Source organism: Robbsia andropogonis, assembly GCF_000970345.1.
In the GTDB taxonomy this organism is placed as follows: Bacteria; Pseudomonadota; Gammaproteobacteria; order Burkholderiales; family Burkholderiaceae; genus Robbsia; species Robbsia andropogonis.
The window spans coordinates 113,427-130,309 of record NZ_LAQU01000007.1 but is presented as its reverse complement, the minus strand read 5'-3'; the positions used below and the strand labels follow the sequence as shown (position 1 = coordinate 130,309).

At 56.1% G+C, this 16,883-nt stretch carries 11 protein-coding genes and 3 pseudogenes; 6 read left to right on the top strand and 8 right to left on the bottom strand.

What is annotated here, in order from left to right; translation table 11 throughout:
- Nucleotides 1–17 precede the first annotated feature (17 nt).
- The 3 genes and pseudogenes from WM40_RS28710 to WM40_RS09245 all read left to right on the top strand — a co-directional run bounded on the left by WM40_RS28710 (nucleotide 18) and on the right by WM40_RS09245 (nucleotide 3,462).
- Nucleotides 18–1,193, top strand: a complete 1,176-nt coding sequence (locus WM40_RS28710; protein ID WP_046152767.1) for a glycosyltransferase family 4 protein — start codon at nucleotides 18–20, stop codon at nucleotides 1,191–1,193.
- Nucleotides 1,190–2,287, top strand: a complete 1,098-nt coding sequence (gene galE, locus WM40_RS09250; protein WP_082102539.1) for a UDP-glucose 4-epimerase GalE — start codon at nucleotides 1,190–1,192, stop codon at nucleotides 2,285–2,287. The genes WM40_RS28710 and galE overlap by 4 nt, the downstream gene beginning before the upstream one ends.
- A gap of 60 nt (nucleotides 2,288–2,347) precedes the next feature.
- Nucleotides 2,348–3,462 (top strand): annotated as a pseudogene (locus tag WM40_RS09245) (MraY family glycosyltransferase).
- A gap of 28 nt (nucleotides 3,463–3,490) precedes the next feature.
- Here WM40_RS09245 and WM40_RS09240 read toward each other — a convergent pair.
- Nucleotides 3,491–4,678 (bottom strand): glycosyltransferase family 4 protein, encoded by a 1,188-nt coding sequence (locus WM40_RS09240; protein ID WP_046152726.1) that lies wholly within the window; start codon nucleotides 4,676–4,678, stop codon nucleotides 3,491–3,493.
- 497 nt (nucleotides 4,679–5,175) lie between these two features.
- Here WM40_RS09240 and WM40_RS09235 point away from each other — a divergent pair, with 497 nt between their 5' ends.
- Nucleotides 5,176–5,847, top strand: coding sequence for a hypothetical protein (locus tag WM40_RS09235; RefSeq protein ID WP_236693448.1), 672 nt, complete (start codon nucleotides 5,176–5,178; stop codon nucleotides 5,845–5,847).
- Nucleotides 5,848–5,887: 40 nt separating this feature from the next.
- On the opposite strand, the gene rfbD is transcribed toward WM40_RS09235, so the two are convergent.
- From rfbD to WM40_RS09215, 4 genes and pseudogenes are all read right to left on the bottom strand, one after another.
- Complete coding sequence (gene rfbD, locus WM40_RS09230) at nucleotides 5,888–6,781, bottom strand: dTDP-4-dehydrorhamnose reductase (protein WP_046152724.1); 894 nt, start codon at nucleotides 6,779–6,781, stop codon at nucleotides 5,888–5,890.
- Between the two features lie 129 nt (nucleotides 6,782–6,910).
- The gene (locus WM40_RS32465; protein ID WP_046152723.1) at nucleotides 6,911–8,920 is read right to left on the bottom strand and encodes a polysaccharide biosynthesis protein; all 2,010 of its coding nucleotides are present in this window, start codon (nucleotides 8,918–8,920) and stop codon (nucleotides 6,911–6,913) included.
- A gap of 90 nt (nucleotides 8,921–9,010) precedes the next feature.
- Nucleotides 9,011–10,181, bottom strand: a pseudogene (locus tag WM40_RS32460) (MraY family glycosyltransferase).
- Between the two features lie 44 nt (nucleotides 10,182–10,225).
- Nucleotides 10,226–11,208 (bottom strand): annotated as a pseudogene (locus WM40_RS09215) (NAD-dependent epimerase/dehydratase family protein).
- A 154-nt stretch (nucleotides 11,209–11,362) separates the two neighbouring features.
- Here WM40_RS09215 and WM40_RS09210 point away from each other — a divergent pair.
- Nucleotides 11,363–12,484, top strand: a complete 1,122-nt coding sequence (locus tag WM40_RS09210) for an AGE family epimerase/isomerase (RefSeq protein WP_046152722.1) — start codon at nucleotides 11,363–11,365, stop codon at nucleotides 12,482–12,484.
- Entirely contained in the window at nucleotides 12,484–13,593 is a 1,110-nt protein-coding gene (locus WM40_RS09205) for a glycosyltransferase family 4 protein (RefSeq protein WP_046152721.1), read from the top strand. Before WM40_RS09210 ends, WM40_RS09205 begins: the two co-directional genes overlap by 1 nt.
- Before the next feature lie 71 nt (nucleotides 13,594–13,664).
- On the opposite strand, the gene WM40_RS09200 is transcribed toward WM40_RS09205, so the two are convergent.
- The 3 genes from WM40_RS09200 to WM40_RS09190 are packed head-to-tail and all read right to left on the bottom strand — an operon-like array spanning nucleotide 13,665 to nucleotide 16,878.
- Nucleotides 13,665–14,576 (bottom strand): GDP-mannose 4,6-dehydratase, encoded by a 912-nt coding sequence (locus WM40_RS09200; RefSeq protein ID WP_046152720.1) that lies wholly within the window; start codon nucleotides 14,574–14,576, stop codon nucleotides 13,665–13,667.
- 1 nt (nucleotide 14,577) lies between these two features.
- On the bottom strand, nucleotides 14,578–15,615 hold the full coding sequence (gmd, locus tag WM40_RS09195; protein WP_046152719.1) for a GDP-mannose 4,6-dehydratase: 1,038 nt from the start codon (nucleotides 15,613–15,615) through the stop codon (nucleotides 14,578–14,580).
- Nucleotides 15,616–15,639: 24 nt separating this feature from the next.
- Nucleotides 15,640–16,878, bottom strand: a complete 1,239-nt coding sequence (locus WM40_RS09190) for a class I SAM-dependent methyltransferase (RefSeq protein ID WP_024902829.1) — start codon at nucleotides 16,876–16,878, stop codon at nucleotides 15,640–15,642.
- Nucleotides 16,879–16,883 lie beyond the last annotated feature (5 nt).

Here is a 16,883-nt window from a genome sequence, read left to right as displayed (position 1 = left end):
CCAAAAACACCGGGCAACTGCATGTTTGCCTAGTCTCGAATACCGCCTGGTCGATCTACAATTATCGGCACGGACTCCTGCAAACGCTATGCAACCAAGGGGCGCGCGTCACGATCATCGCGCCGGAGGATCGCACATTCGCAATGCTGCAATCCATGGGTTGCGAGTGCCTGCATCTGCGCATGGCGTCGAAAGGGACCAAACCACGCCAGGACGGGGCAACCCTGCTGCAATTGCTGGAACACTATCGGCACCTACGACCGGACGTCGTCTTTCACTACACGATCAAGCCCAATATCTACGGCACGCTGGCCGCCGCTATCGCGCGGGTACCCTCCGTTGCCGTGACCACCGGTCTGGGCTATGTATTTCTGCATGACACCCCGGCTGCCCGCGTGGCCCGCGCCCTGTATCGAATCGCTTTCCGCTTCCCAAAAGAAGTCTGGTTTTTAAACCCCGACGACCGCGGCGCGTTCCTCGATGGCAAGTTGCTCGCGCACCCGGAACGAGCACGTCTGCTTCGAGGGGAAGGCGTTAACCTCAACCATTTTTCCCTGACGCCGCCAGCATCCAACGCCACCGACTCGGCGGCCCCCTCGGACGCCGCCGGGCGCGCACCCTTCCGTTTCCTGTTCATCGGTCGTTTGTTGTGGGACAAAGGCGTGGGCGAATTTGTCGAGGCGGCCAGACGACTGCGTCACGAATTTCCGTCGGTCGAGTGGCAATTGCTGGGACCGGTGGGCGTCGAGAACCCTTCTGCCATCTCACCTAGTGATGTGCGTGCGTGGGTCGATGAAGGCGTGGTGACCTACCTGGGCGAGGCGCATGACGTTCGACCGGCCATCGCCCAGGCCGACTGTATCGTCTTGCCGTCGTATCGGGAGGGCGTTCCGCGCACGCTGATGGAGGCCGCCGCGATGGGCCGCATCGCGATCGCCACTCGGGTGCCGGGATGCGTCGAGGTGGTCGAGGATCAAGTCAATGGCATACTGTGTGAGGTCCGTAATGCCGATGCGCTGGCGAATGCGATGCGGATGGTATTGACATGGTCCCCGGAGCGTCGGCGCGAGGTCGAGCGTGCCGCACGGGACAAGGCCGAACGGGAATTCGACGAGCGTGTGGTCCTACGGCAATACCAACGCACGCTATCGGACATCACGGGACGTACTTTTTCGTTGGAGAGCGACACATGAACATCCTTGCGCAGACAGCATCGGATCGCGGCGCACCTGACAGCGGTTCGGCACAAGGCGCCGCATCGAAAGGCCGCATCCTCGTCACAGGCGGTGCGGGCTATATCGGCGCGCATACGTGCGTCGAGTTGATGGGTGCCGGCTATGATGTCGTCATCGTCGACAACCTCGTCAATAGCAAACGCGAGGCCGTCAGACGCATCGAACAGATCACAGGCCGGCCGGTGTCGTTCGTTGAAGGCGATGCGCGCGATGCCGCGCTGCTCGACGACATCTTCACGCGTACGCCGATCACCGGCGTTATCCATTTCGCGGCGCTGAAAGCCGTGGGCGAATCAGTCCAGAAGCCACTGGCTTACTATCGGAACAACCTGGAAGGCCTGCTCGTCGTTCTGGAAGTAATGGAACGACACAAGGTCAAGCACTTCGTTTTCAGTTCGTCCGCCACCGTCTACGGCGACCCGGCGTCGGTACCCATCGACGAAAGCTTCCCGTTGTCAGCCACGAACCCGTATGGTCAGTCGAAACTGATCGCCGAACAGGTGTTGCGCGACCTGCTGGTCTCGGATAACACGTGGCGTATTGCCACGCTGCGCTATTTCAATCCCGTGGGAGCACATCACACAGGCCTGATTGGCGAAGATCCGGCGGGCATTCCTAATAACCTGATGCCCTACATCGCTCAGGTGGCGGTTGGCCGTCTCGCCAAACTGCGCGTTTTCGGCGGCGACTATGACACCCATGACGGCACCGGCGTGCGTGACTATATTCATGTGGTCGATCTGGCGCGTGGTCACCTGGCGGCCCTGGATGCTTTGGTCAAGCTGGACGAGAGCTTCACCGTCAATCTGGGGACCGGCAAGGGCTATAGCGTGCTGGATGCAATACGGGCGTTCGAGACCGCGTCGGGTCGGGCGGTGCCCTATGAAATCGTCGCGCGCCGTCCGGGAGATATTGCCGCCTGTTACGCCGATCCCACAAAAGCCGCCGAACTGATAGGCTGGCGGGCACAATACGATCTCGCCCGTATGTGCGTGGACCAATGGCGATGGCAATCGCAGAATCCCCACGGATACGCGGACGCCCAAGCCTGACGCCCTGCTCGTGCCGGTGCCGTCACGGGCGCCGGCACCGCTTCCCTCACCCTCTGTGTCATGATCAGTCTTGCTCTAGGCTTTTTATTTCGCTGTTGATCACGTTGTTGATCGTCCGTTACGCCCATCTTCACGCCGAGCTTTCGGCGGATCGTGACTTGAACGGTGTACAGAAATTTCATGCGCAACCGGTTCCGCGTATCGGCGGCGTGGGCATTTTTCTCGGCCTGGTCCTGGCCGCCTTGCAACTTTATTTCACCCGGTTTCCAGGCGTTGCCGACAGTTTGCTCATGATGGCGGCATGCGGGCTGCCGGCGTTTGCGTCGGGGTTGATGGAAGACCTGACCAAGCGGGTCACGCCAATGATCCGGTTGACCGCGACAATGCTCTCGGCGTTGCTATGTTGGTGGCTGATGGGCGTGCGGATCACGCACGTGGATGTCAGTTGGCTCGATCCTTGGTTCGGCATCGCGCTGATCGGCGTGCCGCTGACGGTGATTGCCGTCGCCGGTCTTGCAAACGCGATCAATATCATCGATGGCTTCAACGGTCTGGCCTCGATGGTCGCGTTTATGATGTTCGTCTCCCTCGCCTATGTGGCGTTCCAGGTGGGTGACCCGGTTGTGCTCTCCGGCTCGCTCATCATGATGGGCGCGATCCTGGGGTTCTTCCTGTGGAATTATCCGGCGGGCCTGATCTTCCTGGGGGACGGCGGTGCGTATTTCCTTGGTTTCATCCTGGGCGAATTGGCGGTTTTGCTGGTGATGCGCAATCCCGCCGTCTCACCGTGGTATCCCGTGCTGCTGGCGATGTATCCCATCTTCGAGGTCTGCTTCTCGATCTATCGCAAACGTTTCGTGCGCGGGATCTCACCCGGTATTCCCGACGGCGTACATCTGCATATGCTGGTCTACAAGCGATTGATGCGCTGGGTCGTCGGGGCACAGACCGCGCGCGAGCTTACGCAACGCAATTCGCTGACGTCGCCCTACCTCTGGATGCTATGCCTGTTGGCAGTGATTCCCGCCACGCTATTCTGGCGCGGCACCAGCGTCCTGTTCGCGTTCGTCGTGGTGTTCGCGCTGGTCTACGTCTGGCTGTACGTCAGTATCGTGCGGTTTAAATCGCCAAAATGGCTGATTTTCAGGAAACGGAAGGCGTCGGGGAACGTCTGACGCGCGCATCCCTATACACCCTCCGGCATCACGCTTCGATCATTGTGCCGGTCAATGCATTTATAGTCACTGCCGCGCTCCGCTGCCAGCAGAAGCGTGACAGATGACGCGTCATCTGATGCGCCAACGCGGGAGAACGAGATTGACCCAATGTCAGCATGTCGAGCATTCGCTCGCGAATCTCGGATTGACAGAGCGGATCGTCGACGTAGACTGCGCACTCTCCCGCCGCTTCAGGTACCGATGCAACTCGGCTAGCCAGAACCGGGGTCCCGCAGGCATAAGCCTCGAGAGGTGGCATGCCAAAACCTTCATATAACGGCAAGAACGCCAGGAAGCGAGCCGCGCTGTAGAATGCCGCCATTTCGTTGTCCGCGACGAAACGCGTGGGCCGCAGAATGCGGACGCCTTTGGCCGTGGCACGTGCAATGGCGACCTGGATGTCATCGCTTTGCCAACCATCCGCGCCGATGATGACGAGAGAAAGCTTCCGCGTTACTTCCACCGGCAAGGCCGCAAAGGCGCGGATAACGTTCGCATGGTTTTTGCGCGGCTCCAGATTCCCAACCGATAGCACGAAATCATCGGTGTGCACCCCGCACGACTCGCGAATGCGGCGGCTGTCTTCAAGTGACATCGGTCTATAGCACTGCCTGTCGACCGCAGGTGGCGCTATGACAATCCGAGCGGGATCAATGCCGAAATACTGCGCTATTCGATTTTTGCTAAACGTGGATACGGTAACGATGGAATGCGCATGCGTAATAGCGAATGGCAAGGTATAAGCAAGCTGCGCCACATTACCTTGCGCCACGCAACTTTGGGTATCGACATGCGCCATGTCATGAATCACGACTGCCGACGGCCTCTGACGCAGAGGGAGCATATTGAAAGCAGGGAAATAATAAGCTCCTGCAGGCATGATGCGATCCATCGCAACCGGCAACGCACGTTTGAGAATTTGACGCGAGAGGTTCTTTTTTAGCGGGTGCAACGCGATGCACCTATCCCGATTGTGCAATCCCAACGCGTCGGCATAAGGGAGTGCCGACTTTGCTGCAAGCAGGGAGTAGGACAATAACCCGCGGGATGCCAATGCATCAAACGCCTTGACGATGCCCAGGGCGTAATGACCAATTCCGCTTGGGCGAGTTGACAAGATGACAGTAGCGTCCACAATCAGCTTGGGGGCAACGCTACGGTCTTGCGATGTCATATCGTAGAATTTTACTCGTTTGACGAGATAACAACTGTACTGTTCTCGGACGCACCAGTAGCCTGTTCTTAAGAACTAAATCCAAGGGAGCCCCCGCGATCAACATCTTTCAAATAGTATGCGACACAATAATTGTGTTTGCAATAAATTTGTTATTAGATGTCGTACCCACCAAGAAAGACGTCAGACATTTCTGTGCGAACTTATATTTTCAGATCCGTACTTATTTAAATTTTTTATGCAAGCATTATAGTAAAACTTCACTTTACGTTATCTAGATAAGGCGATATTAGTATTGCCAAACAAAATCCATGCATGTCGTTGTATGCATCACTTCCTATAATCGCATTGATTGCGCGCGCATTCTGACGGAAATCGTCAAACTCAACTGGAACACCTCTTGGCCGATCGTACATGCCACAGCAGCCAGCAGCTATGTAAAGTCGCTCGAAGACCTCGTCATTTATCGCGATCCCAAGCCGCTGACCCGGGGCGCGTTGGACTTGTTGAAGGCGTCAATAGAGGCGGCGGTGTCGCGCTATACCGCCGATTACATCATTCATTTAGAAGCCGATACGTGGATTTTTGACCCGCACATCATCCACCACTATCTCACCCGATTGTCGAGTGATCCTTATGCAATGATCGCGGCGTCATCCTGGAGTTCTGATCGCCTGCCAAAATGGCAAATTTCTACCAAGGCAAGCCGGCGCGCGCGCGCAACGTTGGCGCGTTTGCTAAGACGAATTGGAATCCAATACGGTATTCGTGAGACGAAATCACTGGCGACGCAGTTCTTTATTACGAAATGCACACCGGAGATGCGAGCGATGTTTTTGTCGCTTCGCGCAGACGACCATGATCGGCTCGAACGGATGCTGTATAAGGAGGTAACCGCACGATTTGGGAAGCGTGCCATCATGGGCATGTCTGAAAGGGAGCCAGTACATCCACACTTTCGTAACGCATGCGCTAGGTTGAGCCTGATAAGCCACCATTGGCCGAGTGCCGCGGACGCCCCGACAGGCGCATTTACAACGAGCGAGCCCATCATTGGCAAAAAAGAAGGCTTGGCCGAGGCAGCCCTTCCCAACCACGGCCCACATATGACCCGCTTGCTCACGAGCGACGATCTCAGCTACTACAATGGAAATGCACCTCGACGTTAGTAGCTGAATTTGGCGGCGCCAGGTTTTGGTTAAGCACGTCTCATATGCTTTCAAGACATTGGCGCAGCGATGTCTGCCACGGCGGCGTACGCAAGCCAAACGTCCGCGCCAACTTATCGTTTGAGATCCGCGAGTTGACGGGTCGTTTCGCCGGAGTGGGGTACTCCGATGCCGGGATCGCATCTACGCGGCAGTTCAACTCCTTGATCGTGAAAATCTCTCGTGCGTACTCTGCCCAGTTGGTTTCACCACCGCCGCTAAGATGGTAGGTGCCTGACTTCGCTTGCCACCACGCGGCGTTATCCGCTATCACTTGTGATTGAGCGACAATATGAGCGGTGATGTCGGCGATCGTTCGCGCCGATGTCGGCGCGCCAAATTGATCGCCAACCACCCGCAGCAATTCCCGCTCCGCGCCAAGTCGCAGCATTGTTTTAACGAAATTGCCGCCGTGGACGCCGTACACCCAACTGGTACGGAAAATCACGTGATGACAGCCACTCGAACGGATTGCGTCCTCCCCGGCAAGCTTGGTCGCCCCGTAGACGTTTTGCGGATTTGTCGCGTCGTCTTCCGTATAGATGCCATCTTTTTCGCCGTCGTACACGTAGTCGGTCGAGTAGTGGATTAGCGGGATACCGGCGCGCTTGGCTTCTTCCGCGAGGATTGCCGGTGCGGTCGCGTTGATTGCCTGCGCGGCATCGCGCTCGGTTTCCGCTTTGTCTACCGCTGTGTAAGCGGCCGGATTGACGATCAGCGACGGTGAGAGGCTTCGAATAACCTCACGCATCTTGTCAGGGTTTGATAAATCAAGGCCGGAACGATCCAAACCGATAACCTCGCCTAATCCTTGAAGACTGCGAGCCAGTTCGAAGCCGACCTGGCCAGTAACGCCAGTAAGTAAAATGCGCTTTTCTGTCATGCAGGACCCCATTATTGGTTCAAAAAACGTAGCATGCTGCAGTCCATCTGTACTGCCACCGCGCGCATCAACGTGCACGCGGTGGCATCCAGCAGGCGTAACCTTTCCTAAACACAGTTTAACGGAATCTTTATCCCCACCTCAGTAGGCTTGCGGCACCGCGGGAGGTGACAAAACGGCATGGGTCGATGGCACATATTCCTCGAGCCATTTCCCAAGTTGGACGCGTACATCATCGTCATCAGGCACATGGGCGGCGGTCAGCCATTCAAGAAGCGATGGCAGGAAGTCATCAGGAACGGCGCGCGTCCGGGCAATAAGCAGCTTCGCATGATGCGTCGGACGCGTGGTTTCCGCATCAGCCAGTAACTCCTCAAACAGTTTCTCACCCGGGCGCAAACCGGTGTACGAGATGCCGATCTGTTCCTCGGTGAAGCCATACAAACGGATCAGGTCGCGCGCCAGATCGACGATCCGCATCGGCCGCCCCATATCCAGTACGAAAATCTCCCCGCCACGTCCCATACTCGATGCCTGCAGTACCAGTTGCGAGGCCTCCGGGATCGTCATGAAAAAGCGCGTGATGTCCGGATGCGTCACCGTCACCGGCCCACCTTTTGCGATTTGCTCCTGGAATTTAGGAATAACGCTACCAGCACTGCCAAGAACATTCCCGAAACGTACGATTTCGAATTGGAGTGCGTCTTGACGATGCGAGCTCGATTGCACTTTTTCCACGGTGCAGATATCAGTCCTGCCCCAGTCGACATTGGATTGTCCCGCGCCAACGCCGTCGAATTTTTCCGGGGCAGGCCGCGCATCGTTTTGCATCAGATTCCCTGACGCGTGCTCGGTCATCATTGGTGTTGCGCGTTGCTGCAAAGCCTGACAAACCATCTCCGCCAGCCGCTTGCTTGCACCCATCACATTTGTTGGATTCACCGCCTTGTCGGTGGAAATAAGGACAAAGCGGCCAACGCCCGCTCGCGTGGCGGCCATGGCCGTCTGGTAGGTGCCATAGACGTTGTTACGGACCGACTGCCAGGCATTGACGTCCTCCATCAATGGAACATGCTTATACGCGGCGGCATGAAACACGACGGACGGGCGGTAACGCATCATCACTTTTTCGAGCAGTAACCCATCTTTGACGTCGCCAATGACCTCGACCAATGGAAATTCGGGATGCCGTTCACGAAACTCTTCACCGAGGCGGTAAATCGAGAATTCGGATTGATCGAAAGCGATCAATTGGGCCGGCGTGAATTGCGCGATCTGGCGACACAGCTCCGAGCCGATCGAACCACCTGCACCGGTCACCATGACGACACGTTCGTGCAGCATTTCACCAACGTGTTCAGCATCGATCGACACCGCATCACGGCCGAGCAAGTCTTCGAGGTCAATATTGCGGACTCGGGAAAGGAAATTGCCTTCCGGCGCGGTCTCGGTCAGTTGCGGAAGCGTCATGACCCGCGCTGGCGATCGCATGCAGAGCGCCGCAACCCGGCGCTTCTGCTCAGCCGTGGCACCCGGCATGGCGATGATCACGTGCGTAGCGGTCCGACCAATGCCAGTGCTGCTAGTCAGTTGGTCGATGGCATCGATCGATCCCAGTACGCGGTAGCCGTAAATTTCCCGTCCTACTTTTGTGCTGTCATCGTCGAGGAGTCCCAACAGACGCCACTCGGGCGAGTACGACAGTTCCCTGGCGAGTGCCGCCCCTGCCCGCCCGGCGCCAAGAATGAGAACGGGCTTGCCACGCCGCACGCTGTGCCCTCCGCGTGCGCCCCTATCCATGTAGAACTCCTTGGCGGCCCGGTAGAAGGCTCGCGCGCCTCCCATCATCAGCACCAGCAGAATCGGTGACACGATCAATACCGATCGCGGCACCAGGGGCGTAGGTTGCACCAAAACGCTACCGATCATTGTCACCAGCGCACCCGTGACAACGGCTTTTGCGATACGGATCAGATCCAATAGGCTGGCGAAAAGCCACATACCGCGATATAACCCAAATGCTTGGAACAATACGGCATAAATGGGAATGACCCAAATCAGTTGCATCCAGACCGGGTGAACATAGGCGTGAGGCAGCACACCATTGAAGCGGAGCAGGTAGGAAATAAGCCAGACAGCCGCGACGGCAATGACATCGAAGGCAAACGCGGCAAGAGTACGCCACGTAGTGTTATTACGTTTTTGGGGTCTATCATGCTTGTTGAACGATCCACCTTCCTGTCAGTTCCTCGTAGCGGCACATATAAAGCGTGCCCATCGACGATCGACGAAGACACCAATCCCTGCTAAACCTAAAAAACACAGCACTGCCATCAACCTCTGCAGACGCCGCGCATCGATGCCGCCAGTAACGTGTGATATATCGTATATATCAAATCTTACATACAGCAACGCGAACGCCGCGGCACCGGCCATTGCACCATAAGCAATCAGTAGCACGCGACCGCGTGGCCATCCCATTCGCACCATTCGTTGATAGTAATGCTCCCGATGGGCCTCCCAAAACCGCTCGCCACGAAGCAAACGACGCAGCAAGGTGACCGTCGCGTCCGCAGCAAACGGCGAAAATACGAGAAATGGAAATGCGGCAGGCCAGGCACCGTGCGACCATCCAAGCCACCCAAGTGCTGCAGCCAGAAAACCAAGTGGCACCGATCCGGCGTCTCCTAAAAATAACTTGGCGGGCGGCGCATTCCAGAACAAGAAACCTAGCGCCGCACCAGCCGTAGCACAACTTGCAAGCGTTATATCCCGCAGCATGGCGAGGTCACGTCCAGCCTCCGCCACCTTCACGACAGTCTCTACCGAAAGAGCATTCTCGGAATTGTGCATCGCAAAAAAAAGCCGCAATGGCATAAGCCGAGAAGCCAAAACACGCCATACCGCCCGCCAGGCCATCCATGCCGTCCATGAAGTTATACAGATTCATGGTCCAAACAAAAGCAATAATCGCGAATGCCATAACGATGATGACGAAAAACAGACCGTTTTGCACCCCCAACGCATCAGCCCCCCCCGTAATCGCCTCACGAACCGACCCAAACCACCATCCCGTGATGACAAAAACGACAGCGCAAGCAAGATGGACAGCAAAGCGCACCCGGGCTGGCAGGCCGCGGCGGTCGTCAATCTGAGAAATCAACACCAGACCCAACGCAATAAGCGCTGCGATTCGGAATGTAGGGGCCACCAGGGCACCAATGCACAAGCAAGCCGGCATCAAGCCGAGTCCGCCGACCCGTGGCGTCGGTCTGGTATGCAACGATCGGTGGTTCGGCACATCGGTAGCGAGATCCCATGCGTATCCCGTCTTCAAAAGTACCGCCAGGATGCACCAGCACAACGCGGCTGCCGCACCGGCAGTGATGAGCATGTGTTCCCAGCCAAGCATGCCGGCGGCGGTCGATAAGACCGCCCCGCCCTGCACCCAAACACTCATCGATTAGCCTCACGCTGCAATTTATAGTCGGCAATGGTGTCCATAAGCCCGCGTGCAACCGAAAACGGCGGATTCCAATGTAGCGTCTTCCGAATATGCCGAGAATCCAGGCGCAAGGGTGTGATTAGGCGCTGGATTTGATCGGACCGGCCCGTCAATCTTCCGGCGAGACGTAACAACGTTGGCGAGATAGGGAGCAAGACACTACGAATCCCGAGGTTGTCGGCCAGACGCCGCACCAGATCGCGCACGGTTAGATCTTCCTCATCGGCAACATTGAAAATCTGATTTGCAGCTGCGGGATGTGTGCAACAAACGTTGATGGCATCCACCAGATTGCCAACGAACACCATGCTACGCGGCGCGTCGATGCATCCAAGCGGCAATGGCAAGCCAAGTGCCGAGAGGCGAATCAATTGTCGAAAGTTCGCTTTTACCCCTGGACCATAAACCAATGGCGGCCGAACGATGACCACTTCTAGCCCGGCCTCGGCGCCATAAGCGCGCAATGCCGCTTCCGCCTCCAGCTTGGAAATGCCGTACGCGTCAACCGGCATTGGCGTGTCCGCTTCAGTCCACGGGCGCTGCGGGGTACCCGGCTCCGCTTCACCCATCGCTTTGATGCTGCTGACAAAATAAAACGCTTGGCACCAGCGGCCAACGCTGCGCGCGCTATTCTCAAAGTACCTGCAACATTGGTTTCGCGGTAGACATCCAGCAAGGATGCCTGCGCCAGTCCTGACTCGTGATGCTGATGAACCCGGGCTGCAAGATGCACGACGCAGTCGATTCCTGCCCCGGCGGGCCAGACGTGTTCGACATCAACGAAGTTTTCCCGCAAGGTACGCCAGACGACAACGCCTGACTCGCGGTAGTGCGCTTGCCCGGTTAATGCATAGACCGCTTTGCCGGATTTCAACAACGCCCGGCATAACGACCGACCGACAAAGCCGCTGGCACCCGTAATCAAAATTCTCATATTCCTTGGGTCCTGGCCATTCTGGACGCCGCGCCGCGCGCCTGGGCACGAACGTCCGAATGCCCATAAAAATCAACGACAAAAGCGTGGACATGCCCCGGGCAGCTATGCGAAGCTCACGGTCGAGCCGCTTTTACCGTATGAACATCAGATTATGCAATACTCTTCCGCTCCCCGGACACGCGCCGTCATTCTCGATGGGGCGGGCCTGCGCGATCATTACGCGCAAGTTATCGTGCCAATGTGGCGCGGACGCGGATACTACGCGCCCATCGGCCTGCCGCTGGAAGCTATCCTGCCCGATCCGCTGAAACCGCCCCTTGCGATCACACGATTTCGTGCGATGGCCTGTGCGCGACAATTATATGTTTTCTCGGTGGCCGCGGATGCAGCTCACGCGAGAGGCCTGTTCGACGCGCTGGTGAATCGATTTGCAGATCGGGAAAATAGTGGTTTCCACTATAGCGTCGGCCCTGATGCAACGCCTCTTGAAACCGAAAAAGACCTTTACACTCATGCCTTCGTGATCTTCGCCTGCGCGGCGTACTATCGTTTGATGGGCGATAACCGTGCTTTGGCAGTAATCGGTCGCACTTTCGACGTGGTGAACACCCGCTTTCCAACCGACCCGGCAAATGGCCTGCCCGTCTCGAAATGTAGCCGCAACTTCGAGTCGATCCTCGAACTCGCTCGACAGAACCCGCTGATGCATCTGACCGAGGCGTATCTCGAAGCGATGGCATCCACCAAAGACGCACGCTTTGATTCAGCGCTTGATCTGCTGCTGTGCCAATTTGTGGAGACCTTCCTTGATCGGAAGACGGATTGCGTGCTGGAGTTACCGCTCACTGATACCGATAACTGGATAGAACCGGGTCATCAATTCGAGTGGTGCTTTTTGCGCGATTCGAGCAGGCATCCGGGGTTCACAAGCAGTGGTCTCGGCATCCATCTGGATCAGGCCTACGCGTTCGCGCAACAGCATGGTGTGGTACCGCAAAGCGGGGGCGTAGTCGCTGCCTTGGATCGAACAGGGGCCGTACGCGACGCCAACCAGCGCATCTGGGCGCAGACCGAGTACTTGCGCGCAATGGCATGTCATCCCGACCCCGCTCAACGCGCGCAATTGCCCGAACAAATTGCGCGCTTTGCCGGCCGTTTCCTGCATGACGCTGGCTGGCACGAAATGCTCAGCGATGACGATCAGGTCATTCGTGCGGAAATGCCTTCGACGACCGCCTACCATTTGATTGGTGCTTATCAAGTCTTGCCCTAATGCGCGTTCTCCATTTCTATAAAACCTACAAACCCGATTCGCATGGCGGTGCCGAACAATTAATTTGGCAGTTGTGCACCGGCGCCGCGCAACGGGGAATTCAAGCCGATGTCATGACGGTGAGCAAGCACACTGGCACCTCTGACCTTGGCGACCATAAGCATTATCGTGTTCGCGAACACATTTCTCTGGCGTCAGCGAACTTCTCCGCTACAGCGTTTAGTGCGTTCAAATCGCACGCGGCAAAAGCGGACGTGATTCATTATCACTTCCCCTATCCGTTTGCCGATATGGTTCACTTCCTTACGCGTGTGCGTAAGCCGACAGTGCTTACCTATCACTCCGACATCGTCAAACAGAAGAATCTGCTAAGGCTGTACCGACCTCTGATGATGCGCTTTCTGGGGAGCGTCGATCGGATCGTGGCGACCTCGCCGAATTACGTTGCCACCAGCCCTGTGCTTCAGCGTTTTCAGGAGAAGGTGGATGTGATTCCAATCGGCATTGACCGCGAGGCCTACCCGGTGCCGGATACCCAGCGGCTGGCAGCGTGGCGGGCCCGTTTTGGTCCCCGCTTCTTTCTATTCGTGGGCAACCTGCGCTACTACAAAGGCTTGCATGTGCTTTTGGATGCGCTGATTGGCAGCAGTTATCCCGTCGTCATCGTTGGCAACGGACGTGAAGAAGCAGCGCTGAAAGCGCAAGCTACGCGTCTCGGTCTCGTTCACGTACATTTTATTGGCTCTATCGATGAAATCGACAAGGTCGCATTGTTGATGCAATGTGAAGCACTTTTGTTTCCATCGCATTTGCGATCGGAAGCGTTCGGCATTTCACTGCTTGAGGCAGCCATGTACGGCAAACCGATGGTGTCGTGTGAGATCGGGACGGGGACGAGTTGGGTGAATCTGGCAAATGAAACCGGCCGTGTGATACCTCCGAACAACCCGCAAGCTTTGCGACAAGCTATCGACTGGCTGTGGCTTCATCGCACCGCCGCAGCACAAATGGGCCAAGCTGCGGAGCGCCGCTATCGCGACCACTTTACAGCCGAACAAATGGTAAGCGGTTATGTCGAATTATATCGGTCGCTTTGCGTTCGGTCCTGATATCAGGCGGACGTGCCGACTTCAGCCATGAATGTGTCCCCACAAACCTGGCCGGCTTAAGACACAACGCCTTAAACCGGCGCGATGGCACCATCGCCCAACATCCAACGCAGGGTGTCTTCGAGGGGAGGCGTATTCCAGTCCCCTATCAAGCGATGCAGCTTTGCGGGATTACCAGACAGTGAACGGACCTCGTTACTCCGAACAAAATTAGGATTCACTCGGACTGCCATCTTATGCCCGCTTAGTGCCTCAACCATCCGCAATACATCTCGCAGCGAATTGGTACGACCGGAACAAATATTCACCGTCTCACCAGTAGGCTTCACTTCGATCAATTTGCGATACGCCTGCACCACGGAGCGCACGTCCGAAAAATCGCGACATACATCCAGATTACCTAATTCGATCATGTCGGCGCGTTGCCTGAAATGCGAAACAATCTTGGGCAGCAAGAAAGATTCACTCTGACCGACACCCGTGTAATTGAAAGGGCGAGCAATGATAATAGGAAGTCGATCGAGCCACAGCCGCGCCATATGCTCCATGGCAAGCTTGCTCACGGCGTAGTCATTGACTGGATGGGGAATCGAATTTTCGTCCAAGACGCCACCGGCTGCGTTTCCATATACATTGGAACTGCTTGCCAGCAACACGGCCTCGGGGCGCTTTGCACTGGCGGCAAGCGCCGCGAGAAGGTTGCGACTCCCCATCAGATTGATATTGTAGATGGCGTCGGAGTCACCATGTCCGACAAACGCGATTCCGGCCAAATGCAGCACGACGTCTGGCGCAACGACGTTGATCCAGTCAGACAGGGCAGCCTTATCTAACAGATCTACCTTTCGATAAGTCGGATCATCGTCTTTCGCATGCGTTCCGATACCGAATACATCCCAGCCTGACGAGGCCATTTCGCGACGCAGGTATCGACCCGTAAAACCTTCGACACCGGTGATCAACGCACGACGTTGGCCATTCATATCAGAACGAATACCCGGATGCGACACGACCGAGATCCGCTTCCACCATCATGGCGCAAAGCTGCTCAAGTGTCGTCTTCGGCTCCCAATCCAGTTTTGCACGCGCTTTATCAGAATTCCCCACGAGCAAATCGACTTCAGATGGGCGATGAAACTTGGGATTAACGTAGACGACTGTGTTGCCGCTTTCGACGTCGACCCCGACTTCATGTATGCCTTGACCCTTGAATACAACATCGATGCCTGCCGCCTTGAAGGCCATTGTAACGAAGTCGCGAACGGTTTCCGTCCGGCCTGTGGACAGGACGAATACATCTGGCTCGTCGATCTGCAGCATCTTCCACATGCCTTCTACATAATCCTTCGCGAAGCCCCAGTCGCGTTTCGCATCAAGATTGCCGAGTTCCAGGTATTCCAGCTTTCCGAGCTTGATACGCGCCACGCCGTCCGTGATTTTGCGGGTAACAAATTCGAGGCCACGCAACGGTGACTCGTGATTGAACAAGATGCCGCTTGTCCCAAAAATATCGTAGCTTTCGCGGTAGTTGATGGTCATCCAATGCGCGAAGAGCTTAGCAACACCATAAGGGCTGCGCGGATAAAACGGCGTTGTTTCAATTTGCGGAATAGCCTGAACTTTGCCAAACATCTCCGACGTGCTCGCCTGATAGAACTTGATCTTCGGGTTCACCATGCGAATGGCTTCGAGCATATTCACCACGCCGAGACCCGTGATCTGCGACGTCAACGCTGGCTGATCGAAGGAGACGGCGACAAAACTCTGTGCGGCGAGGTTGTAGACTTCATCCGGCTGCACTTTTTCCAGCAAGCGCAGCGTGGAACCTAGATCCGCGAGATCGTATTCAACGAGTTGCAGATCTGGGTGATTTTGAATACCGAGTTCTGCAATCCGCCAGAAGTTGCTTGAGGCAGTGCGCCGGAACGTTCCAGCGACCTTATAGCCCTTGTCCAGCAGGAGTTGCGCAAGATAGGCGCCATCCTGGCCGGTTATACCCGTAACGAGTGCTGTCTTTCCCATAACGACTCTCTTCCCGTTGCTCAATTAAACGATCTCGATTTCGGGGAATGGGAAAATAAAACGCCCACCGCTCGCCAAATACTCTTTTTCTCGACGCAAAATGCCGTCCTTGAAATGCCAAGGAAGAACCAGGAAATAGTCTGGATTCATCGCCCGCGCCTCGGCTTCGGAGACAATCGGAATATGACTACCAGGCGTGAAACGTCCGAATTTTTCGGAATTGATTTCGGCGACTGCCGGAATATCGTTAGCCGTCAATCCGCAGAACTGCAGGACGACATTGCCCTTCGTCGATGCGCCATAACCCAACACTTTCTTGCCATCCGCCGTAAGGCTTCGAATCAAGCGGGTCAGATCATCACGATGGCGGAACACGCGTTCCTCGAATTCGCGATAAGGCCGTGGGGTGTTCAACCCCATACGGTCTTCTTGCTCGAGCATCCAGTCGATAACCGGCTGGTTCGACTTCACGGACTTGTTGCCCGCTTTTGCCGCCGTAACCGCAAAGCTCCCGCCATTCACGGCGTTCATCACCACATCGACCAGACGCAAGCCAGCCTTTTCAAGAATCGTCTTGACCACGTGGAGCGAGTAATACTCCAGATGCTCATGGCAGATTGTGTCGTATGAATTCAAGCGGAGCATCGAAGGCATGTAGCTTTGCTCGAAATGCCATATCCCGTCATCGGCGAGAATCGACTCGATTTGCTTGGCGAACTCGATCGGTGCTTCCAAATCATAGAACATCGCGATTGACGTCACGATCTTGGCTTGCTTTTTCTCGACGGACCGATACGCATCGGCCGAAAAGAAGTCCGGCACCAACGTCACGTCGGATGGGTAATACTCGATAAACTTTTTGCCAGTCGGGTCAATCCCGATTCGACGCACACCTCCGGTTTGATACGCCTTGAGGGTCGTGCAATCGTTACTGCCGATATCCAGAACGACATCGCCGCTACGCAATGGATTGAGACGCTCCAAATAGGCGATCTTATCCGTAAGATGGCTGACCATGGACTGATTCAGACCCGATCGATAGCCATAGTTATCGCCGTACATTTCGGACGGCTCATAGGAATGTGCCAACTGCAGTAAACCACTGTCCGGCGACCAGACAAGCTCTAAAGGACCCACGGTCACGGCTTCATCGGTCGAACGCGGAAACACGCCTGTAAGGGCCTGATGGCCCAGGTTCAGCACGGAAACCAAATTTTCACTCTGCCCAACCCGGCAACGTGAAATTCTTTTGTAGGAACTCATCGCAC

Coding starts and splice junctions, on each gene's coding strand:
- gmd (WP_046152719.1), bottom strand. CDS start 15,615: ATGGGAAAGACAGCACTCGTTACGGGTATAACCGGCCAGGATGGCGCC.
- rfbD (WP_046152724.1), bottom strand. CDS start 6,781: ATGGGGTCCTGCATGACAGAAAAGCGCATTTTACTTACTGGCGTTACT.
- WM40_RS09205 (WP_046152721.1), top strand. CDS start 12,484: ATGCGCGTTCTCCATTTCTATAAAACCTACAAACCCGATTCGCATGGC.
- WM40_RS09200 (WP_046152720.1), bottom strand. CDS start 14,576: ATGAATGGCCAACGTCGTGCGTTGATCACCGGTGTCGAAGGTTTTACG.
- WM40_RS09190 (WP_024902829.1), bottom strand. CDS start 16,878: ATGAGTTCCTACAAAAGAATTTCACGTTGCCGGGTTGGGCAGAGTGAA.
- galE (WP_082102539.1), top strand. CDS start 1,190: ATGAACATCCTTGCGCAGACAGCATCGGATCGCGGCGCACCTGACAGC.
- WM40_RS09210 (WP_046152722.1), top strand. CDS start 11,363: ATGCAATACTCTTCCGCTCCCCGGACACGCGCCGTCATTCTCGATGGG.
- WM40_RS09240 (WP_046152726.1), bottom strand. CDS start 4,678: ATGACATCGCAAGACCGTAGCGTTGCCCCCAAGCTGATTGTGGACGCT.